This window comes from Maribacter sp. MS6, assembly GCF_056839185.1.
On record NZ_CM166389.1, the window covers coordinates 1,925,495 to 1,948,841 of the forward strand.

18 protein-coding genes and 1 tRNA gene are annotated in these 23,347 nt (G+C 39.2%); 12 read left to right on the plus strand and 7 right to left on the minus strand.

Annotation, left to right across the window (positions count from 1 at the left end):
- Nucleotide 1: 1 nt before the first annotated feature.
- From MS6x_RS08540 to MS6x_RS08570, 7 genes are all read right to left on the minus strand, one after another.
- Nucleotides 2-490, minus strand: a complete 489-nt coding sequence (locus MS6x_RS08540; protein ID WP_482606858.1) for a P-loop nucleotide/nucleoside kinase family protein — start codon at nucleotides 488-490, stop codon at nucleotides 2-4.
- A 39-nt stretch (nucleotides 491-529) separates the two neighbouring features.
- Nucleotides 530-1,900 carry a 30S ribosomal protein S6--L-glutamate ligase gene (gene rimK / locus MS6x_RS08545; RefSeq protein WP_482606859.1) on the minus strand — a complete coding sequence of 457 codons (1,371 nt, stop codon included), beginning with the start codon at nucleotides 1,898-1,900 and terminating at the stop codon, nucleotides 530-532.
- Between the two features lie 7 nt (nucleotides 1,901-1,907).
- Nucleotides 1,908-3,434 carry a carbon-nitrogen hydrolase family protein gene (locus MS6x_RS08550; RefSeq protein ID WP_482606860.1) on the minus strand — a complete coding sequence of 509 codons (1,527 nt, stop codon included), beginning with the start codon at nucleotides 3,432-3,434 and terminating at the stop codon, nucleotides 1,908-1,910.
- A gap of 146 nt (nucleotides 3,435-3,580) precedes the next feature.
- A complete protein-coding gene (locus MS6x_RS08555; protein WP_482606861.1) occupies nucleotides 3,581-3,907 on the minus strand; it encodes a hypothetical protein in 327 nt (108 codons plus the stop codon).
- A gap of 2 nt (nucleotides 3,908-3,909) precedes the next feature.
- Nucleotides 3,910-4,887 (minus strand): deoxyhypusine synthase family protein, encoded by a 978-nt coding sequence (locus tag MS6x_RS08560; protein WP_482606862.1) that lies wholly within the window; start codon nucleotides 4,885-4,887, stop codon nucleotides 3,910-3,912.
- The gene (speB, locus tag MS6x_RS08565; RefSeq protein ID WP_482606863.1) at nucleotides 4,874-5,812 is read right to left on the minus strand and encodes an agmatinase; all 939 of its coding nucleotides are present in this window, start codon (nucleotides 5,810-5,812) and stop codon (nucleotides 4,874-4,876) included. Before speB ends, MS6x_RS08560 begins: the two co-directional genes overlap by 14 nt.
- 31 nt (nucleotides 5,813-5,843) lie before the next feature.
- A complete protein-coding gene (locus MS6x_RS08570; RefSeq protein ID WP_482606864.1) occupies nucleotides 5,844-7,289 on the minus strand; it encodes an arginine decarboxylase in 1,446 nt (481 codons plus the stop codon).
- Nucleotides 7,290-7,750: 461 nt separating this feature from the next.
- On the opposite strand from MS6x_RS08570, the gene MS6x_RS08575 reads away from it, so the two are divergent.
- From MS6x_RS08575 to MS6x_RS08630, 12 genes are all read left to right on the plus strand, one after another.
- Nucleotides 7,751-8,476, plus strand: a complete 726-nt coding sequence (locus tag MS6x_RS08575) for a hypothetical protein (protein ID WP_482606865.1) — start codon at nucleotides 7,751-7,753, stop codon at nucleotides 8,474-8,476.
- A 65-nt stretch (nucleotides 8,477-8,541) separates the two neighbouring features.
- Nucleotides 8,542-8,613 (plus strand) — tRNA-Arg (locus MS6x_RS08580).
- 272 nt (nucleotides 8,614-8,885) lie between these two features.
- Nucleotides 8,886-9,095: an Arm DNA-binding domain-containing protein gene (locus MS6x_RS08585; protein WP_482607153.1), complete on the plus strand. Its 210-nt coding sequence runs from the start codon at nucleotides 8,886-8,888 to the stop codon at nucleotides 9,093-9,095.
- A gap of 141 nt (nucleotides 9,096-9,236) precedes the next feature.
- Complete coding sequence (locus tag MS6x_RS08590) at nucleotides 9,237-9,389, plus strand: hypothetical protein (RefSeq protein WP_482606866.1); 153 nt, start codon at nucleotides 9,237-9,239, stop codon at nucleotides 9,387-9,389.
- A gap of 527 nt (nucleotides 9,390-9,916) precedes the next feature.
- A complete protein-coding gene (locus MS6x_RS08595; protein ID WP_482606867.1) occupies nucleotides 9,917-12,796 on the plus strand; it encodes a TonB-dependent receptor in 2,880 nt (959 codons plus the stop codon).
- A 72-nt stretch (nucleotides 12,797-12,868) separates the two neighbouring features.
- Nucleotides 12,869-13,885, plus strand: coding sequence for a phytase (locus MS6x_RS08600; RefSeq protein ID WP_482606868.1), 1,017 nt, complete (start codon nucleotides 12,869-12,871; stop codon nucleotides 13,883-13,885).
- Nucleotides 13,886-14,428: 543 nt separating this feature from the next.
- On the plus strand, nucleotides 14,429-15,628 hold the full coding sequence (locus MS6x_RS08605) for a DUF4249 domain-containing protein (RefSeq protein ID WP_482606869.1): 1,200 nt from the start codon (nucleotides 14,429-14,431) through the stop codon (nucleotides 15,626-15,628).
- Nucleotides 15,629-15,912: 284 nt separating this feature from the next.
- The gene (locus tag MS6x_RS08610; RefSeq protein ID WP_482606870.1) at nucleotides 15,913-17,070 is read left to right on the plus strand and encodes a DUF4249 domain-containing protein; all 1,158 of its coding nucleotides are present in this window, start codon (nucleotides 15,913-15,915) and stop codon (nucleotides 17,068-17,070) included.
- A 32-nt stretch (nucleotides 17,071-17,102) separates the two neighbouring features.
- On the plus strand, nucleotides 17,103-19,505 hold the full coding sequence (locus tag MS6x_RS08615; protein ID WP_482606871.1) for a TonB-dependent receptor: 2,403 nt from the start codon (nucleotides 17,103-17,105) through the stop codon (nucleotides 19,503-19,505).
- Between the two features lie 563 nt (nucleotides 19,506-20,068).
- Nucleotides 20,069-21,877, plus strand: coding sequence for a glycoside hydrolase family 2 protein (locus tag MS6x_RS08620; protein WP_482606872.1), 1,809 nt, complete (start codon nucleotides 20,069-20,071; stop codon nucleotides 21,875-21,877).
- 147 nt (nucleotides 21,878-22,024) lie between these two features.
- Nucleotides 22,025-23,038 carry a glycoside hydrolase family 43 protein gene (locus tag MS6x_RS08625; protein WP_482606873.1) on the plus strand — a complete coding sequence of 338 codons (1,014 nt, stop codon included), beginning with the start codon at nucleotides 22,025-22,027 and terminating at the stop codon, nucleotides 23,036-23,038.
- A 121-nt stretch (nucleotides 23,039-23,159) separates the two neighbouring features.
- Nucleotides 23,160-23,321 (plus strand): hypothetical protein, encoded by a 162-nt coding sequence (locus MS6x_RS08630; protein ID WP_482606874.1) that lies wholly within the window; start codon nucleotides 23,160-23,162, stop codon nucleotides 23,319-23,321.
- Nucleotides 23,322-23,347: the final 26 nt, after the last annotated feature.

A 23,347-nucleotide genomic window follows, 5' to 3' on the forward strand; every position in this document is an offset into this window, starting at 1 on the left:
GTTATTCCCTAATAACTATTCCTCCTATCATTTCTGTATCCGTTGGCCTTTCAAACCAGGATTCCATAAAATCGAAATTCTCTTTACTTACTTCAAATTCAAATGTCTCCCCTTTTTCGGTATTTCTTTTCATCACTCTCTCTAGCCTAGTTTCCGTAGGTATATCTAAAAAGTGTGTTTTTAGTTCATAGTTATGCAACTTCGCAAATCTTCTGAACTTCTCGCGATGCTTAACTTTAGAGAGCCCTAAATCAAGAATGGTATCCGTTTTTGCCTCTTCAAGTTGTATGACCAAATCAAGAATAATACTTTCAGCACGCTCTATTCGTTCCAAAAACCAATCTAGCCCATCTGTAGGTTTTTTATCGGCCAGAAATAAAATGTTGTTCCATTTGTCGATTGAAAAGATAACTCCCTTAGTTTTCTCTTTCAATTCTTTCGAATATGTGGTTTTTCCAGAACCTGTGTTTCCAACGATAAGATGAATCATTTAATTTCTCTTACATTCGATTAAAAGAAGTACGTATTGCTAATTACTGAACTTCAACTTTTTCTCGATAGCAACAATCATTTCGTTAGCAATATCCTTTCCTGTTGCGTTCTCAATACCTTCAAGACCAGGTGAAGAGTTAACCTCTAACAGTAAAGGTCCTTTGTTGGAACGTATGATATCTACGCCGGCTACGGCCAAGTCTAATATTTTAGCAGCTTTTATGGCCAGCTTCTTCTCCTCTGAAGTGATTTTTATAATAGATGCCTTGCCACCCTGATGAATGTTGGCACGAAATTCTCCTTTTTGCGCCTGACGCTGCATGCTGGCCACCACTTTTCCGTTGATGACAAAACAGCGGATATCCTGCCCGTTGGCCTCTTTTATGAACTCTTGTACCAAGATATTGGTGTTTACGCTTTTAAAGGCATTGATCACACTTTCCGCCGCTTTATTGGTCTCGGCCAATACCACTCCTTTTCCCTGCGTACTTTCTAACAGTTTTATAATTAAGGGCGCGCCGTTTACCATTTTTATTAAATCTTTGGTGTCCATGGGCGACTTTGCAAAACCTGTGATGGGAATATGGATGTCGTTCTTGGAGAACAATTGGGATGCTAACAGTTTATCCCGCGACTGCGTAATGGCCTCCGACGAATTCTGACAATAGGCACCCAAGTTCGTGAATTGTCTGATCAATGCACAACCATAAAAAGTAACCGATGGTTTTATTCTTGGAATTACAGCATCAAAATCGGTTAATATATTCCCGCCTCGGTAACGTATCTCAGGGGAATTGGCATCCAGCTTCATATAGGCAAGCTCCACGTTCAAGAACTGAATTTCATGACCACGGGCTTCTGCTGCCTCTATGATACGCATATTACTATATAGGTTAGGGTTACTGGCCAGCAAGCCTAATTTTAATCCTGATTTCTCTTTTTTGAAAGGCGCGTATTTCGTCTCTATTTCTGTGTCGGAAAAATCTTTAGCGACATAGTTTAGTGCGGGATTAACAATGAATCGATCGTTAAGCGCTTCCCTTCCCAACAGCATACGAAATTCCATCGTATCCCTATTCGCCAAGGTCAATTCCACATCAAACGTATCATCACCAACGGTAACGGGTGTTTTCACGACTAGGCGTTCTTCCGATATACCGGAGGAACTTTTTACCATACGACGATCTACCAGTCTGGCCTGACATTCTATTGCGATACTTCTATTTTCTTGTAAAGGATTCACTTCAAACTTTACCCACTCCTGTGTCCCCTTGGTAATGATTTTTAAATTGGTTGCCTGTATAGAGGAGGTTTTTGCGCCTGAATCTACTCTTGCCTTTATCGCTGGTACACCCAAATTTTCAAAAACACACCACTCTTCACTCCCTATTATTTTTAAATCCTTCAAATCTTTTTTATTTTTTTCTTAGTTCAAAGATATCGGTTCTTCTGTCCTTAAGGTTGCGAACCGCTCCAAATTGATTTAATTCTCGCAATAAATCAATATCTACATCGGCAATTAATATCATTTCCGTATTTGGCGTGGCTTCCGCCTTTATCCCGTTCGTAGGGAAAGAAAAATCACAGGGCGTGAATACCATGGATTGGGCAAATTGAATATCCATGTTCTGTACATTGGGTAAATTCCCCACACTGCCGGCAATGGCAACATAACACTCGTTTTCTATAGCTCGTGCCTGTGCACAATGCCGTACCCTGGAGTAGCCGTTTTGAGTATCTGTTAAAAAGGGAATAAAAAGAATATCCATTCCCTCATCCGCAAGTAATCTGCTTAACTCCGGGAACTCGGAATCATAGCAGATAAGAATACCAATTTTACCACAATCGGTATCAAAGGCCTTTAATTGCGAACCTCCTTGCATGCCCCAAACCTTAGCCTCATCCGGGGTAACATGTAATTTTTCATACCGTTCCATACTCCCATCACGGCGACACAGATACCCTACGTTGTACAACCTACCGTCTATCATCTCCGGCATACTTCCAGAAATAATGTTGATATTATAGGATATTGAAAATTCGGAGAATTTCTGTACAATAGCCTCAGTATGCTTAGCGAGTTCTCGAATCGCATCAGGAGTGGACAAATGGTTGTCTTTGGCCATCAAGGGCGCGTTAAAGAACTCCGGAAAAAGAGCAAAATCCGAACGATAGCCGGAAACCGCATCTATAAAGTATTCCGCCTGCTGCAACAATTCCTCCAAATCCTTATAGGGTCGCATTTGCCATTGAATCAGGCCAAGACGGATAACCTTCTTTTTCGTAGCCGCTTTTTTGCTCGGTTTCTGGTAGTAGATATTATCCCATTCCATTAAAATGGCAAAGTCATTGGAAGCTTTATCGCCTGGCAAATATCCTTTCATCACCTTAGCAGGATGAAAATCGTTACTTATTTGAAAATTAAGCACAGGATCTTGAATCTCTTTTCGGCGCACCTTTGCAATGTATTCCTTGGGAGTTAATTCCTTGGAATGGCTATTGTAGTTTGGCATTCTTCCTCCAAATACAATACTCTTTAAATTTAACTTTTCACACAGCTCTTTGCGGTAATCGTATAACCTCCGTCCTAAACGAAGTCCTCTAAATTGGGGTTTTATAAAGACCTCAATACCATAAAGCACGTCCCCATCAGGGTTGTGGGTGCTAAACGAATAATCTCCCGTAATTTGCTCATAGGTATGTTCATCATCATATTTATCGTAATCTACAATGATAGAAAGTGCAACACCGGCCAACTGTCCGTTAATTTTTATGACCACCTGACCTTCTGGAAATTTTTTAATTAAAGAAGTAATATGCTCCTCTTTCCAATATGCACCGGGCATGTTTGTATATGCAGAAATCATTGCTGTTTTTAATTCTTGATAGTCATCAAGATCCAAAAACTTCAATTCTATATTTTCAATATCCTCTATTTTCATGTAGCATTAATTAAGTAGGTCTTTGATTGAGACCATAATAAAATAGTACCAAATAGTCTGGTACTACTTATAAGTTGATTAGTAAATAAGCTGAACACTAGTGCTTTCTTTAGCAAGATGAAAGGAAGCAGGATTGACGAAGTTGCTTATTCTTCTTCGTCCTCACCGTCTACCATATCCTCTGGAGATGGTTCAACTACGGCAGTTGGATCATCGTCCTCAAAATCCTCATAATCCGAGGCATCGTAATTTTCCATGGTATATTCCAGTTTCTCACTAATCTTAACCAAGTATTTGGTGTCTGCCGTTAAGACCTCAACAGCCTCAATACGTTCTCCTTTAGCGTTACGAAATGAAATGATATCTCGATCATCATACCCATCTGGATAGCGTTCGACCGTAAGCTTCAAAACCTCTGGTGTCAATTTTTTAAAATCAACTATTACTTTGTTTAAATGTGCGTGTTTATCCATAATTACATATCTAAAAGGTAAGCAAAAATTAGGGGAGCAACAATGGTCGCATCACTCTCTATAATAAATTTTGGTGTATTGATGTCCAATTTTCCCCAAGTAATTTTCTCATTAGGGACCGCTCCGGAATATGACCCATAACTGGTGGTACTATCGCTAATCTGACAAAAATAGCTCCAAAACGGCGTGTCCGTACGTTCCATATCTTGATACAACATAGGCACCACACAGATTGGAAAATCGCCAGCAATTCCGCCGCCTATTTGAAAGAACCCAATACCATTTTTAGAATTATTAGTATACCAATCGGCCAAATAAGTCATGTATTCAATACCGGATTTCATAGTACTTGCCTTTAACTCGCCCTTTAAGACATAGGAAGCAAAAATATTCCCCATGGTACTATCTTCCCAACCTGGGCAGATGATGGGTAAGTTTTTCTCTGCTGCGGCATACATCCAAGAATCTTTTAAATCGATTTCATAGTGCTCTTCCAAAACGCCAGAAAGTAACAGCTTGTACATATACTCATGTGGCAAATACCGTTCTCCTTTGGCTTCCGCATCCATCCATATTTTTACAATATGCTCTTGTATTCTTCTAAACGCCTCTTCTTCCGGAATACAGGTATCCGTTACACGGTTTAATCCTTTCTCCAATAAATCCCACTCATCTTGGGGAGTTAAATCCCGATAATTAGGAACACGTTTATAATGGGAATGTGCCACCAAGTTCATTATATCCTCTTCTAAATTGGCACCCGTACAGGAAACGATCTGGACTTTATCTTGCCGGATCATTTCTGCAAATATCTTACCCAGCTCCGCCGTACTCATGGCGCCCGCCAAAGAAACCAGCATTTTAGAGCCTTGCTTCAATTGTGCTTCATAGCCTTTAGCTGCATCAACTAAAGCCGCGGCATTAAAGTGTAAGTAGTACTTCTCTATAAAATTGGAAATTGTTCCTTTACTCTTCGTCATCTTCAAATTTTGAATTCGTATTTGATTTATAATCTACGTCATAGCTATTGTCATAATCCTCATCTGCATTTTGCCCCATGAACTTATAACTTAACATTTTATAATACAATTTTGCGGCTAAAAAATCCGATGACTTATCGGTTTCCTTTGGACACAGTTCCACAATATCAAAACCTACTACATTTTTCTCGGCAAAGACCTGCTTTAAAAATTCCAAGGTCTCGTACCAGAGCAATCCACCCGGTTCCGGTGTTCCGGTAGAGGGCATTATAGAAGGATCTAAAACATCCAAATCGAAGGTGATAAAAATAGTATCCGTGCAAGCCTCCACTACCTTATCTATCCAATACTCATCATTGACCATGTCATGAGCAAAAAAGGTCTTTTCCTCATCCATAAACGTCTTTTCTATAGCATCCATAGAACGTATTCCCACTTGAATCAAGTTGGTGGTCTGGCTGGCTTCATGAACTGCGCAAGCATGGTTGTAGGCCGTACCTTCATAGGACTCACGCAAATCTGCATGGGCATCTATGTGCAGCACTGTAAGATTATCAAAACATTCGTTAAAGGCGCGAATACTTCCTATCGAGACCGAATGCTCCCCACCAAAAAGGGTAACGAACTTGTTACGCTTTATAAAGTCCTTTGTGATGTTATGCACCTCGTTCACCATAGCTTCAGGAGAGCTGTTTTCTGTTACAGGGGCAGTAAGATGTATGCCTTGCTCATACACTTCTGTCGCTGTTTCTATGTCATACAACTCCATGTTTTCAGATGCATCTAAAAACGCTTTTGGGCCCTTATCGGCTCCTTTGCCCCAAGTACTTGTCCCATCATAAGGAACAGGGATTAAAACCACCTTAGCGGTTTCCAGTTGTGCGAATTCATCGGGGATACCGGCGTAATTCTTTAATGTGCTCATTGTAGTAATTGTTGTTTTTAATAATCCTTTGTTAATGTACTGCTTGTTTTACTTCTTCTGTATTTTCGACCGATGTTTCAGAAGAATTATATCCTAATATCTTAAGTAAATCTTCTGCTTTTTGTTGTGGGTTAAATAGGCTAGTCACCAGATTGCCATCTGCATCTCTATCAATTAATATATGCTTTGGCTGTGGGATTAAACAATGCTGCAATCCTCCATAACCCCCAATGGTTTCTTGATAGGCTCCCGTATTAAAAAAGCCAATATACAAAGGTTTATCACGCTTGTACTTAGGAAGATAAATAGCGTTCATATTTTGCTCACTGTTATAATAATCGTCGCTATCGCAGGTAAGTCCGCCCAACAAAACACGCTCGTACTCATCCTTCCACCGATTAATGGGCAACATGATAAAACGCTTATTTATTGCCCAAGTATCCGGTAAGGTAGTAATAAAAGAAGAATCTATCATATTCCATTTCTCCCTATCGTTCTGCTGTTTTTGGTAAAGAATTTCATAGATCGCTCCTCCACTCTCCCCAACGGTAAAGCTACCAAATTCGGTAAAAATATGTGGTACGGGAACATCTGCCTCGGCACAAGTAATGGTGATCTGGTTCAAAATTTCATCGATCATATATTGATAATCATACTCGAACGCCAAACTATTTTTTATAGGAAAGCCACCACCAATATTAAGACTATCCAAAGATGGGCATATCTTTTTTAGCCTAACGTATACCTTAAGACACTTTACCATCTCGTTCCAATAATACGCATTGTCCCGTATGCCCGTATTAATAAAGAAATGCAGCATTTTAAGTTCTACCTTGTCGTTGTCCTTAATCTGGTTCTCATAAAAGGGAACGATATTTTTATACCCTATTCCTAACCTAGAGGTATAAAACTCGAACTTAGGCTCCTCTTCCGACGCAATACGAATTCCAACTTTAAAGGTATCGTCTATAACATCTGACAACAAATCTATCTCTTCGTAGTTATCTATAATCGGAATGCAATTCCTATGCCCGCTGTTAATAAGCCTACCAATATTTTCAACATACTGTGCTCTTTTAAAACCATTGCAGATTACATAGGAATCATTGCTCAGCTTCCCATCTGCCTTTAATTTTTCAACAATATTGATATCAAATGCAGAGGAGGTCTCCATATGTATATCGTTCTTTAAAGCCTCATGTAATACATGCTGAAAATGGGAACTCTTGGTACAGTAGCAATAATGATACTTTCCTTTATAGTTATTCTTTTCGATAGCGTTTGCAAACCAGTTTTTTGCTCGTTTGATGTTATCGGAAATCTTTGGCAAATACGTAAACTTTAGCGGACTCCCGTACTGCGCCACTAACGCCTTTAAGTCTATTCCGTGAAAACGTAAGTATTCGTCGTCCAAGGTAAATTCTTCTTGGGGAAAATGATAGGTTTGATCTATTAGATCAATGTATTTGGTGTTCATTTTTGAATAAATTTTTGAAAATTGAAAATAACTAAAATTGCGTTCGCCTGCTAGCGCAATACATTAAGAAACTAATGTAATCGTATTTTTCAAATCAAAAATTTTTCCTCGGTAGTAGGAATAAAGAAGTAATCGTGCTGACTTTGCACAATTGTAGTATTGTAATCAGAAGTTAGCTTTAAAATTCGGTTACCCATCTGATGGGCCGCTAAAGGGTTTGACTTCTTAATTCCCCTTAGCCCGAACATAGAAACACGGTTCATGATGTTCAGCTACTGCCAAAAAAAGCAAATCGTTTTGTTTCGATTTGACGCGACAAATGAAATACAAAAAATTGGAAAAACAAGTTTTTTAAAAAACTTTATTAAAAATTAACGACGAAGGGACTATTCCTACTTCAATAGGTTGATTTATAGCGTATTGATTTCATATATTTATAACAAATTAAATACCTAAACCCTATGAAAATCCTTAATCACCTAATTTGCGCCACATTTTTTTTGGGAATACAAGTCATTATTGCCCAAATACCCTCTGGCGTCTATACGACTGACATAGAAAACGTGCGACACGAAATAAAAATAGATGGTGATTATTTCATCTATTCCGAATACAAAAGCAAGCCGGCCGAATTCGTGAGAACGCTAGGTGGCTTTACCCAGTTAGAAGATACAGGTGCTGGACAAACGCTTGTTGTTCTTTTAGAATTCAATTCGCACTATGAACAAGATTCTATACGACAGTTAACTATTCCAGTAAGCATGGAAGGTAATATATTGCACCTTAATTGGTTCGAAAAACTACAACTTACTCCCATTAAAAACACCAATCAAGATTTGGACGGGCAGTGGCTATTCGCCACAAGAGGGCCAGACGAGGGACAAGAACGTAGAGGTGAGGAGAACAGCAGAAAAACCCTAAAATTTTTGCAAAATGGTCGTTTTCAATGGATAGCTTATGATACAGATGGCATGCAGTTTAAGGGCTCCGGCGGTGGAAGTTATACCTCTAGTGATGGGGTTTATACAGAAAAAATCGAATACTTCTCCAGGGACAACGCTAGAGTTGGCGCTTCGCTAGCGTTTACGTATAAAGTACAAGAAGACGACTGGCACCATACAGGAAAGAATACTAAAGGTGAACCTATGTACGAGATTTGGAGTAGAAGACCTTTGGCTACTGAATAGGCTTCTAATTTTTTAGGGTAGCTAAATAAATAATTTTATTTTTGCGCTCTTGAAATAAAGAAAACGGTCTCGTAGTTCAATGGATAGAATAGAAGTTTCCTAAACTTTAGATGCAAGTTCGATTCTTGCCGAGATCACTTTTTGGCTATTAAATAGGATTACGAAAAACTTAATACATTTGATTATCAGTGTTTTAATTAATTTTGATATCAAGTGATATTGTTTAATATGCCCTATTGGAGTTCACAAATCGTCAACACTTTTATTGTGATTATTTTTATACCCTGTATGTTTCTCTGATTAAATTTAAATGAACATTTTACTTGTGATTTGACTTTCGTCCTTAATTAAGTTTAACTTAAAGACGTCCGTTATGCGCACAATTTCTACTTTTCCCATTTTATTTTGGATGTACTCCAAAAGAATGAAGAACCATCAAGCACCCCTTTACGCCAGAGTTACGATAAATGGCAAGAAACTCAATATTAGCCTAAAAAGAAGAGTAGATTGCAACTTGTGGAATCCTGAAACACAACGCATGAGAGGGAGCAGTGAAGTTTCTAAATGTATTAATCTATACTTAGGAGAAATATATGCCGACTTATTTCAATGCTACTAAGAACTTAGAACTGAAGGTAAATTAATATCTACTCATTCATTAAAATCGAAATTTTTTCGAGATGAAAAAGAGGAGGATTCCACCTTGACACATATTGTGAAGTACCACAATTCTAATATGTTCCACAAACTACACAAGAATATGTCGTTTATCTATACAGGTCATAAGGACATGAACGAAAGGCTTGTGGAACATACCAAAAATCCAGTCGGTCAGAAAGCGCAAGATGTGTCTTTGTTGCCACAAAGACAAACTTGCTTTACTCCCGGTGGTCTCAAAGAAGGAAAAAAATGAAAGAAAAGTGCTCCAAATCAAAACTAGCGTGCGCCCTATTTCGATTTTACTTTACGCTTATCTACCGGAATACTATAAAATCGAAACAGGACCCATGCGCATATAAGTTATGTTAAGATTTGGGGGATTCAAGTTAAAATGGAACTATGCGCTGATATTTAATAAGTATCAATTATAATTGGTATAATTCAGCTTGGTTCATTTAATGCAAAATACCTTTATTTAGCCGTTCACAAGTTTTCAATAGTGAAGTTAATCCTTTTTAGAAAAAGTGGTAAGCTCCAATTTTGAGATTATTTTAAAGTTGATTTCTATAAATGATCAACTTTAAAATCTATAAAATTCAAAAAGATAAACGCTACGTTTAAACCTCATTTTGTTTGAAAAGTACTTATTGTTATCAAAATGTTAGTTAAACTTTAATTGGGACCAGATGGTACTAAAACTTAAATAATACTTAAAATTTAGAAAACATGAATTTATAGTTTAAGTAATTTCTTTGGAGTCAACTAACGAACCCTTAGAAAATGAAAAAAGCTACACTCCTCTATTACTTTTTATTGGTACCATTTATCTTACTTGCGCAATCGGGAAATATTCAAGGAACGATTTCAGATGAAAATGGTATTTACCTCCCTGGAGCCAACGTTATGATTACTACTCTGTCCAAAGGAGCAATATCAGATTTTGATGGTAAATTTACCTTAGTAGGTATTCCAGAAGGCACCTATACTCTAAAAGTTTCTTATCTGGGTTATGAGGACACAGAACAAAAAGTTTCGGTCAATGCAAACGAAACAACCGAAATATCATTATTTATCGAACCTAAGAGTACCGAGCTTGATGGTGTTGAAGTTACTGCTTATGGTTTGGGCGGTCAATCCAAAGCATTGAATACCCAAAAGAACAACCTTAATATTACAAATGTAGTTTCTACTGACCAGATTGGTAAATTTCCCGATGCCAATATTGGTGATGCCGTAAAGCGTATTCCAGGTATTACCATGCAGGTCGACCAAGGAGAAGCTAGAAATGTTATTGTTCGTGGTCTTTCCCCACAACTGAATTCAGTTACCTTAAACGGTAGCAGAATACCTTCTGCTGAAGGCGATAATAGAAACGTACAGATGGATCTGATACCCTCAGATATGATTCAAACCATTGAGGTTAGCAAGGCGGTAACCCCTGATATGGATGCCGATGCTTTGGGCGGTTCCATCAATCTAATTACAAGGACATCGCCCCAGGGTTTCAGGCTATCGGCAACAATTGGCTCCGGAATCAATTTTATTACGGATAAACCCATTTTCAACGGGTCAATTTTGTTGGGGGATAGAAGTAAGAACGATAAGTTTGGATGGATGGTCTCCGTGTCCGGTAATGACAACGACTTTGGTTCGGACAATGTGGAAGCAGAGTGGACAGATGAGTTTGAGTTCAATACAGGTTTACAGGATGCGGATGGCGAGGATATCTTGGAAGCCGTAGACGTAAATCCGTACACGAACGTGAACGAGCAACGCACCTATTTGGTACAGCGGATAAGGAGAAGTTTCTCTGCTAACATGGATTATAAATTTGATGCGAACAATACCATCTTTTTAAAGACCATGTACAACTGGAGGGACGATCGTGAAAATAGATATGTACTGGCACAGGAAATTTTGGATGCGGAAGATATAGCGGCAGACGATTTTACTATTTCCAATGGTAATATAACCCGTTTTCCTGTTGAGGCGGTAAGAGAAACTAAGGGTGGGTTGGACGATAGACGTAGCAAGAACAGAAGACTGGAAGACCAACGTATGCAAAATTACAGTTTGGGGGGTAACCATCTGTTCGGTAACTTAAAAGTGGATTGGATGACTTCTTACGCACAGGCATCGGAAGAACGGTTAAACGAACGTTATGCCGTTTTTGCGTCAGAGTACATAGTGATCAATGATAATACTGATTCCCGATTTCCTTTAATGACGGCAGAAAATGACTCTGATGACAATAGTTTGGACGGTTTTGAATATGATGAAATTACCAACGAGAATCAATATACGGAAGAGGAAGACATCAATCTTTTTGTAAATTTTCAATTGCCGGCAGATATATTTGGTAACGGGGATGGTACCATTAAATTCGGTGCAAGGGGAAGGTTCAAAAACAAGTTTAGGGATAACGATTTTTTTGAAGTCGATTTGGAGGATGATTTCCCTACGCTAGCCAATGTACCAGTTACCGATCAGACGGATGCTGATTTTCTTGCTGGAAGCCAGTACAAAGCAGGTTTATATCCGGATGAAGTTTGGTTGGGACGTTTAGACCTGTCGAATGGTGAACTGTTACAGGACGAATTTTTGGCAGAAAATTATGATGTAAACGAAAATGTATGGGCAGGCTATTTGATGTTCAACCAAAAGCTTTCAGACAAGTTAAGTTTGCTTGCAGGTGTGCGTGTAGAAAATACGCAACTGGACTCAGAAGGGTTTAGTCTTACTTTTATAGAGGAAGATGAGGATAACGGTATTGAGGAAGCAATAGTTGTAGAAGAGGTAAGTGGTGAAAGTTCTTATACCAATATTCTACCCGGTATCCATTTGAAGTATGATATTTCGGATAGAACCATTTTGCGTCTCGCTTGGACGAATACCCTGGCACGACCTAATTACGTAGATCTCATTCCACGGGTAGAGATTATAAACGAGGATGACGAAATTGTAATAGGGAACCCAGAGTTGGAAGCCACAACATCTATGAACTTTGATGTAATGGCAGAGCATTATTTTGAAAGCGTAGGTTTGATTTCCGGTGGAGTATTCTATAAGGATATCAAGGATTTTATATTTACCAGTATCAGCGAGGTATCGGATAATTCGTTTGGTACGGAGTCGGTTGGTTATGATTTGTTTCAACCCTTGAATGGGGATGCTGCTACCATACTAGGTGCGGAGTTCGCATTTCAACGTCAACTGGATTTTCTACCTGGTTTTGCGAAAAATTTCAGCCTTTACTTTAATTACACGTTTCTGACTTCGAGCGCAGACGGTATTACGAATGAAGATGGAGATGTAAGAACGGATATAGATCTACCCAATACTGCACCCAATATGTTTAATGGTTCCCTGGGCTATGCTGATAGAAAATTTAGGGCACGTTTGTCCGCTAATTTTTCTGATTCCTATATTGATGAAATCGGGGGGAATTCGTTTGAAGACAGGCACTATGATGTGCAGTTTTTCCTAGATTTTAACGCCTCCTTTCAAGTGAATTCCAATCTAAGCTTATATGCAGATTTAAACAATATTACCAACCAGCCATTGCGTTATTTTCAAGGCATAAAGGAACGCACGCAGCAAGTAGAGTTTTATGGACAACGATTTACCTTTGGTTTAAAGTATGATCTGTTCAAAAAGTAAACACTAACCATTATTCCCTCTATAAAGCCGTCCTTTGGGTAAGAAGGGCGGTTTTGTTCTAAATATTCCAACATGATGAAAAGAATTCTATATTCCATTTTAGCACTTATAATTTATGCAGGGTGTAATCAAAGTAAATTGCCCCCGATTGAACCGGACATCATTACCGAATTTACCTTGAACGATACGGATGACCCCGCTATATGGGTACATCCATCCCACCCAGAAAAAAGCATTGTATTTGGAACGGACAAGGAAACTAACGGTGCTATTTATGCCTTTGATTTGGCAGGAAAAATAATAGCGGACAAGACCATAAGAAACATCGAACGACCAAACAATGTCGATGTGGAATATGGTTTTAAACTGAATGATTCCACAACAACCGACATACTCGTTTTCACAGAAAGGGAAAAACAACAGATTAGAATATTTTCCGTACCCGATATGGAGCCTTTGGACCTTGGCGGCTTTCCTGTTTTTATTGATGAGGAACTTTTGGAGAATCGATTGCCGATGGGAATAAGCTTATACAAATCCCCAAAAGATTCCGTAGTCTATGCCATTGTGGGTAGAAAAACAGGGCCTGTCAATGGGTATCTTTATCAGTATGCCTTAGTAGCCGATACTACTGGAATAAAAACAAATTTGGTACGTAAATTTGGTTCTTTTAGTGGTCAAAAAGAAATTGAGGCTATTGCGGTCGATGATGAAAATGGATTTGTTTATTATTCTGATGAAGGGGTCTGTATCAAAAAATACCATGCAGAACCCAAAATGGGCGATGAAGAAATTTCATGCTTTGGTGGAGGTTATTTTTCAGAAGATATTGAAGGTATTGCAATTGCTACTTATGCAGATGGCCATGGTTATCTTATTGTTTCCAATCAACAGAAGGGCGAATTCAATATTTTTTCCACAGAGGACAATTCCTTTATCAAAGCTGTTAACCTTATGACTACTGAAACGGATGGTTGTGAAGTTGTTACCGTACCACTAAATAATCAATTCCCCAATGGTCTTTTCGTTGCTATGAACGACGAAAAGAACTTTTATTTTTATGATTTGGAAAAGTTGGGGCTGAAGTAGTTCTGTGTAGAACAGGTTTATTCAACTAATTATGAGGAAGCCTACAGTTTCAGATAATGAAATTCATAGAATTGCTTTCCTAGAAACCTTGTTTACAATAAAAATACTAGGAACTTGTGTGTAAATCGACTGAAATACATTCATTTAGCTCCATTTGCCTACCTTTGTTATGACGGAAGAAAAATCACAAAAAAGTTCACAAATCGTCAACATTACGGTTAGTAAATAAGCGCAACATCAGCAAAATGAAGGCCTACCGTTTGTAGTTCGATTCTGAGGAAGCAAGTTCGCTCCGAATCTTAAGGGTTACCGAGGCGACAATATTTTAAGCGCGCACCTTGTCCGCTATCTACCCACCCCTATCTACTGAAATACTGCTAAACCGACCGGATTCTTTCACTGATGAATTACGCTAAGATTTTAGATGAGGATTGGGTCAGAATAAACATCATACCCTACCTCTTAAAACAGGTGATAAAATGTTAGTTAACAGTCTTTGATGTAATTGCCATTTTAGCGGTAATTAATTTGAGTATATTTAAGATGATAATTAAGGATTATTTTGAGATACTTAAAAAAACAGTAGAAATTTATTCAGTACGTTTTGGCGTGATAGTATTGAGTTTCTTTCTCTCTATTCTTCTTTTAGGCTGTATTGACCCAGTAGCACCAGATTTTCAAATTGAGGAGGGTTTGATTATAATCGAAGGTCAGGCAAGCTCAACACTGGGCGCTTCATTCGTTAATATTCAGAGAACCAGTAATGAATTCGGTATATACAGAAACATATTTCAAGATGGCGCTATGGTCACTTTTGACAATTTAGATTCTGGGGAATCGGTTACGTTACAAGAGCAAATAGATACCTATGTTACACCAGATGACTTTATGGTCGCCACAGGTGAAACTTGGGAACTGAACGTCACTTTAACTGATGGCAGCACTTACCAATCCTTGCCGGAAACAGCTATTGCCCCAGTGCCCATTGACGAAATATCCTCAACATATGAAAAAGAGTTATTTTTTAGGGAAAATTCGGGTAAATTTGTGCCAGGGCACCGTATAGCGGTGAGTTTTAATGAACCAGTAGAAACCAAGAATTATTATCTCTGGCGATTCCGGTCTTACGAAAAATTGATTTTATGCAAAGTTTGTGACAATGCTATTTTTAGAAATGGGGAATGTGAAGGCAATCCTATACCACCCGCAGTACTTCCTCCTGGTGTTCCTAGAAGAGCGCCATATTATACATACGGCTGCGAAGTGCCATGTTGGACCATTCGTTTTAACGAATCTATTGAAATTCTTGACGATAAATTTACAAATGGCGCAGTCATAAAGGATTATCCTGTGGCAACCGTCCCTTTATATACCAATGAAAACATTGTTATTTCGTTAGAACAGGTATCACTATCCTTTGATGCCTACCAGTACTATCGTAGATTACAGGATATAGTCGATAATAACGGGAATTTTGATGCACCACCACCTGCAGCTGTAATAGGAAACATGTTCAATACGATTGATGACAAAGAGGTGGTTTTAGGCCGATTCACGGCGACGTCCAACACTGTAAAAACCATTTTTATTGAACGAACGGATATATCGGAAGACGAAGTAGACCCGCCACCCATATTCAGTTTTGAAACTGATCCTCCAATCGGAAATCCTATTAGTTTCGCCCCTTGTGTAGAAAGTAGATTTAGAACTGGTATTGAACCCGAAGGGTGGATTGGAAATTGAAAAGTTAGATTTCAATTTCCTAAGTTTAGATTGAATAATTCAAACAGCAGCCAAAATTTATATGTATTTAGCAACTAGCAATTAATTTATTAACTACCTGATTTTATTAAAAATTAAGCCTAACCATATAATTAACAACAATCCAATAGTCAGAAAGATAGTTTTCAATTTTTTTGTTCAACTCCAATAGTCTAACTTTATTAGCATGGGTAACTGTCGTTTATCCTTTAATAATTGGACTCACAAAGCTTTAGCCTGGAACATAGTTCGCTAGTAGATATATCATGAATGTAAAGATCATTACAAAAGGATTTCAACTAGCCTGTCTTTTTAGCATTTTGTCTATAGTATTTCTTGGTTGTATAGACCCCGTTACTCCAGAATTTCAATTTGAGGAGGGTTTGATTATAATAGAAGGTCAGGCAAGCTCAACACTGGGCGCTTCATTCGTTAATATTCAGAGAACCAGTAATGAATTCGGTATATACAGAAACATATTTCAAGATGGCGCTATGGTCACTTTTGACAATTTAGATTCTGGGGAATCGGTTACGTTACGAGAGCAAATAGATACCTATGTTACACCAGATGACTTTATGGTCGCCACAGGTGAAACTTGGGAACTGAACGTCACTTTAACTGACGGCAGCACATATAAATCCTTGCCGGAAACAGTTATCCCCTCAGTACCTATTAATGATATATCCTCAACTTATGAAAAGGAGGTGTTTTTTAGGGAAAATTCGGGTAAATTTGTGCCAGGGCACCATATAGCGGTGAGTTTTAATGAACCAGCAGAAACCAAGAATTATTATCTCTGGCGATTCCGGTCTTACGAAAAATTGATTTTATGTAAGGTTTGTGATAATGGTATTTTTAGAAATGGGGAATGTGAAACAAATCCACCGACAGTATTCCCTCTTCCGCCTGGAGTTAATCCAAGACCACCATATTATACCTACGGCTGCGAAACACCCTGCTGGACTATACGGCTCAACGAGTCCATTGAAATTCTAGACGATAAATTTACCAATGGCACAATTATCGAGGAATATCCTGTGGCAACCGTACCGCTATATACCAATGAAAATATTGTTGTTTCGTTGGAACAATTATCCCTATCCTTTGATGCCTACCAGTACTATCGCAGATTACAGGATATAGTCGATAATAACGGGAATTTTGATGCACCACCACCTGCAGCTGTAATAGGAAACATGTTCAATACGATTGATGACAAAGAGGTGGTTTTAGGCCGATTCACGGCGACGTCCAACACTGTAAAAACCATTTTTATTGAACGGACAGATATATTGGAAGACGAGGTAGACCCTCCTCCGCAATTTAGTTTCGAAGATTTACAACCACCTGTTAGTTCTGCACCCTGTATTGAAAGTCGATTTAGAACTGGTATTGAACCCGAAGGGTGGATTGGAAATTGAAAAGTAAATAAAGTATAAATAACAGTTTATAAATGCATAAAAACTTCCGTATTATAGCAATAGTGATCCTATTTTACGGATACGTCTGCCAATCCCAAAACTTTGATCTCTCTTTTGAAATAACAGCAATGGGCAGACCGCTGGCAAACACCCAGATTTCCATTGACCCATGTTCCTGTGGCGGGCTTACCGACGACGATGGCCTGTTCGCTATTGCCTTGCCATCCGATAACTATCGCGCTACCATTACGTATATCGGTTTTGCGACCGAGGTTCGAGAAATTGAACTCAACAGAAGTATTTTTTTAGAAATTGAACTTAGGGAGCAACAAGAAATGCTTTCAGAGGTCATAGTCAAGGCCAAGACACGGAACGAAAACCTAACCGTGCCACAAATGGGCGTTGTGAGGTTAACATCGAAAGAGCTTAAAAAAATACCCTCTGCGGTAGGGGAATATGACGTGCTACGAGCAATGATTCTCCTTCCTGGTGTGAACAATGCGGGAGAAATCAGTAATGGTCTTTCCGTGCGTGGAGGTTCCCTAGACCAGAATCTGATTCTCTATGATTATGCCCCTGTTTTTAATCCGACCCATCTCTTCGGCCTTTTTTCCGTATTCACTCCCGATGTCATCTCTTCTTCGGATATTTACAGAGCCAATATTCCTTCCAGATACGGGGGGAGGGCGACCTCTGTGTTGGATGTCAAGGTAAAGAACCCCTATGTGGACAAGTTGAAACTTAGTGGCGGTATAGGTCTTGTATCCAGCCGATTAAATATAGAAACCCCCATTGTAAAGGATAAATTAATGTTATTGGCCGGAGTAAGGGCCGGAGTAACCGATTTTTTATTGCCCGTCTTTTCAGAACGTTTGAAAAATACCAAAGCCAGGTTCTACGATAGCACCGTGAAACTGCTTTACCTTCCTACCGAGAACGATCAAGTTACCTTTACCGGATTTTTTTCCAAGGATTTTTACCAATTGGATTTGGTAACACCTGTGGAGAATATAAATGCAGAGAGCAACCAATACGATTTCATCACCCTTAACGGAACGGTCAACTGGTCCCATAGTTTTAAGGACAATTCCAATCTAAGGACAATAGTTGTCGCAAGCGACTACAGTCCCAAAATTATATTTCCAGAGCGCGATAGCGATAATGAGGTAGAGTATAGCTCAAAAATCAATTACCTAAGTCTTATCTCGGAATTTTCAAAAAAGAAGAGTCCTGCTATGGAGTATTACCTTGGAGGGCAAGTCAACCGTTACAACATTGACCCTGGTGCGCTTGACCCTGGGTCGGCCGAAAATGTGCTTCCAATATCCTTGGAAAATGAAATCAGCTATGAATTCTCGGGCTATGGCAATGTCAATTGGACACCGATTGAAACACTTTCCATTTCCGCCGGACTACGTTTTAACCATTTTGTCCTTGTCGGTCCATATACACAAAATACGTTTGACGACTTCAGCGGGGAATTGTTAGGTACAACATCATTTGAAAAAGGGGCGGGAGTAAAAACCTATAACGGTCTTGAACCACGATTGGGACTCAACTTAAAATTGGACGAAACTACTTCATTGAAGGCAAGCTACGCTCGTCTAAACCAATATTTACAGAATATTTATAATAACACTACGCCAGTACCCACTTCTAGATGGAAGACTTCGGACCCCACGGTATTGCCACAGGTAAGCGATAGCTATGGCTTTGGAATATATAAGAATGTAAACAATAACGCCATACAACTTGGACTGGAAGGATATTATAGGGAGGTCGATAACATTTTGACCTATAAGCCCGGTGCCGATTTTTTTCTGAGCGAAACCATAAACAGGGATCTGGTACAAGGCGAAGGACAGGCGTATGGAGCTGAATTCAGCTTAAGAAAACCAGAGGGCACTATCAATGGTTGGATGAACTATACGTGGTCTAGAAGTCGCTTACGCTCCCAAATTGAGAAGCCCGGTGACAGAATTAATAATAATGAATGGTATGCCTCGGATTTTGACAGAACGCATGTCTTTAACGCTACAATGAATATAGAGTCCGACCCTTATAACACCCTTAGCTTTAATTTCACCGCACAGACCGGTAGACCGTATACTTCTCCCAATGGGGTAGTAGTAATAGAAGGAATAGATACACCGCTCTTTTTGGAGCGGAACAACGCTAGACTACCTACCTATCATAGACTCGATTTTTCTTGGAATATCAGGGGTGTTAAAAGTAAAAGTAAGAGATGGTCCGGTGATTGGACCTTTACCGTGTATAATCTATATGCAAGAAGAAACCCCTACAGTATTTATTATACACAAAGGAACGGTGGGGAGAACGGTGATATTTTTGGGGACAGTCCCCTAGGTGCTTTTGAGCTATCCATACTTAACAGTCCTCTTGTTTCACTGACCTATAACTTTGTCTTTGATTGAACTATATAATCATATTGGTTAACGCATTTATATCCCTTGAAAGAATTATATACGGTCCGGTAAAAATGTCGTTTTTCAAAACTTTTTCAAAAATCACAGATTAAATGAGTTTTGTATCCGTTTAGCTCCATTTGCCTACATTTGTTATGACGGAAGAAAAATCATGAAAAAGTTCACAAATCGTCAACATTACGATTAGTAAACAAGTGCAACATCAGTAAAATAAGGGCCTACCGTTTGTAGTTCGATTCTTGCCGAGATCACTTTTTTTGTAGAGATTCAAACATACCTTGACAACATTTATGGTCTTCCAACTTCACGAACAAATGGGAGCCAACGCTTACAAGCTATTTTGAGAAAACAGGAAGCTTGACTTTTGAATGAATCACAATGAGGTTAATTTATAACAAGATTCCTGAAATCTGTTTCAAAATAATAGTATCGCGGGAAGTTTCTTAATACACTAGGCTATTACCCTACAACTACTTTAACAAGGCATTTAAAGTCATGATAAAATGTAGTAACTTAATCCCTTTTAATGATGCTCAACTTAAAAACAAATCATGGTAAGATACCTTCTTGTATTGGCCCTATTATTTTTAAGCTCTAGTTTAGTTGCACAATGGAAACCAGCCGGAGATAAACTAAAAACAGCATGGGGACCAAACATCGACCACGAAAATGTTTTGTCCGAATATCCCCGTCCGATTATGGAACGGGAACAGTGGAAGAACCTGAACGGTCTTTGGGATTATGCCATAATCCCAAAAGACAAAACCCTGCCCTCAAGTTTCGATGGAAAAATCTTAGTCCCTTTTGCTGCGGAGTCAAGTTTATCGGGTGTAATGAAAGAAGTAGGGTCAAAAAATGAACTCTGGTACCAAACCCAGTTCGCGATCCCATCAGAATGGGAAGGCAAGGATATTCTGCTGCATTTTGGAGCTGTGGACTGGCGAGCTGAAATTTGGTTGAATACTGTTAAAATAGGGCAACACGAAGGCGGCTTCACGCCTTTTTCGTTCAATATTAGTCCTTTTCTTGAAGATGGAAAACAAACCATCATAGTAAAGGTTTGGGACCCAACCGATGAAGGCCCCCAGCCTAGGGGAAAGCAGGTAAAAAAACCTGAGGGCATATGGTATACACCGGTCACGGGCATTTGGCAAACCGTATGGTTGGAACCTGTATCTAAACAATACATTACCCAAATAAAGACAGTGCCAGATATCGATAACGGAACAATAAAGGTTTCCACTTTGGCAGAAGGTGCATCCTATGGAGACTTAATAGTCGTTTCGGTATTCGATGACGGCACCACAATAGCCACTGCCAAAGCAACCATAGGTGAAGACATAACAATCCCAATAGACAATCTAAAGTTATGGTCTCCAGAATCTCCTTTTCTTTATGACCTTTCCATTAGCTTGATATGTGATGGAAAAATGACAGATCAGGTCAGTAGTTATTTCGGTATGCGAAAAATAGCTATAAAAAAAGATGACTATGGGGTGATGAGGATGCAACTAAACAACCAAGATTATTTTCAGTTTGGCCCGTTAGATCAGGGTTGGTGGCCAGACGGACTCTATACCGCACCTACGGACGAAGCCCTAAAATACGATATAGAAAAAACTAAGGAACTTGGTTTTAACTTAATCCGTAAGCATGTTAAGGTGGAGCCAGCACGGTGGTACACGCACTGTGATCGATTGGGTGTTTTGGTTTGGCAGGACATGCCCAACGGGGATGATGGGCCACAATGGCAGATGCGGAAGTATTTCGACGGTCCCGAATTCAGAAGAACAGCGGAATCAGAGGCTATCTACCGCAAAGAATGGAAGGGTATTATAGATTACCTATATTCCAATCCAAGTATCGTATCATGGGTTCCTTTTAATGAGGCTTGGGGCCAATTCAAGACTGAAGAAATCGCTGATTGGACCAAGGCCTATGACCCGAGTCGACTTGTTAATGCTGCAAGTGGCGGTAACTTTTACCGAACGGGTGATATTGTAGACCTACATAATTACCCAGGACCGGCAATGTATCTCTATGACGCCGAGCGTACCAATGTGCTTGGCGAATACGGTGGCATAGGTTTGGCCGTAAAAAATCATCTATGGAAACCAGATAACAATTGGGGCTATGTGAAATTTAAAAACTCCAAAGAAACGACCGCTCAATATGTGGCTTATGCCAAGGAACTAAAAAAATTGGTCAAAGCGGGCTTTTCCGGTGCAATTTATACCCAAACTACCGATGTAGAAGGAGAGGTTAACGGCTTTATGACTTACGACAGAAAAGTGGATAAGATGGATATAGATACGGTTAAGAATATAAATCTAGAAGTAATCGGAGAAATAAATGAGTAGCTATGTTACGGTAGAGAAAAACTGAAATCGGAGTTCAACTCTGAAAAACTAACTTCGGATTTAAAAAATAAAGCTATTTGGCAAATTAATTGTAGTTACATTAAAACTTTTAGATAAAATAATTACTAATTATAAATTTCAATACGAATGCAAAAATCATACGTACTTCTTCTTTTTGTTCTTTTGGGTACAACCTGTATTTCTCAAGAAACCAACGAAAATAACAATCCTTTGTTCGAAGGTTGGTACGCCGATCCAGAAGGTATCGTCTTTGATGACACCTATTGGGTATTCCCAACCTTTTCCGATGATTATGACAAACAACTACACTTCGATGCTTTCTCTTCTAAGAATCTGGTAGACTGGGAAAAACACGAACGTATTTTGGATACCACGAAAATAAAATGGCTGCGACAAGCGTTATGGGCACCTTCAATTATTGAAAAAGAAGACAAATATTATCTCTTTTTTGGTGCCAATGACGTACAACGACCGAGTAGGGATGGCTACGACCCCAACAACGACATTAATCATTTTGGAGGTATTGGTATTGCCGTGGCGGATAATCCTAGCGGACCCTACCAGGATTATTTGGGCAAGCCCTTAGTATCCGATTTCTATAATGATGCCCAGCCAATAGACCAGTTTGTATTTAAGGACACCGATGGGACCCATTATTTTTTCTATGGCGGATGGAGTCATTGCAACCTTGGGAAACTGAACGATGACTTTACCGGGTTCATACCTTGGGAAGACGGCAATCCGTTCAAGGAAATTACACCAGAAGGTTATGTTGAAGGTCCGTTCATGTTTTTGAGAAACGGTATCTATTACTTTATGTGGTCCGAAGGCGGTTGGACAAACGGGAGCTATAAAGTAGCCTATGCCATGGCCGAAAAAGCAACTGGACCCTATAAACGCATAGGAACTATTTTAGAGTCGGGCGAGGGAGATATAGCAACTGGCGCGGGGCATCACTCGGTTATTAAAAGACAGGATTCTGACGAGTACATTATGGTGTACCACCGGAGACCAATCCCAAATGAAGATCGTGATCACCGTGTCACCTGTATGGATAAAATGGAGTTCAATGAAGATGGTACCATAAAACCAATCGTAATGACCTTTGAGGGAGTAGCCCCGGATACTTCAGAAAAATAGCTGTAACCAAAGTGCCGACTCAGTCAAAACTAGTATGACACCGAACATAAAAAACGCTAAACCATTTGAAATTCAGTTCAATGACAAACTAGGTTCTACAATACATGTAATTTGAGAACACATGAAAAACCACTACTATTGCGCTGCTATTTTGTACAGCGTTTATAGGAACGGCACAGGAAAAGGTCTTGGTAAAAATAAATGGTCGGTCGAGAAAGCCGAAAATTGGTATAAGAAATTCGATTGGATGACAGGTGCAAACTTTAACGCAGTACAGCGATAAATCAATTGGGGATAAGTGGCCGGGTA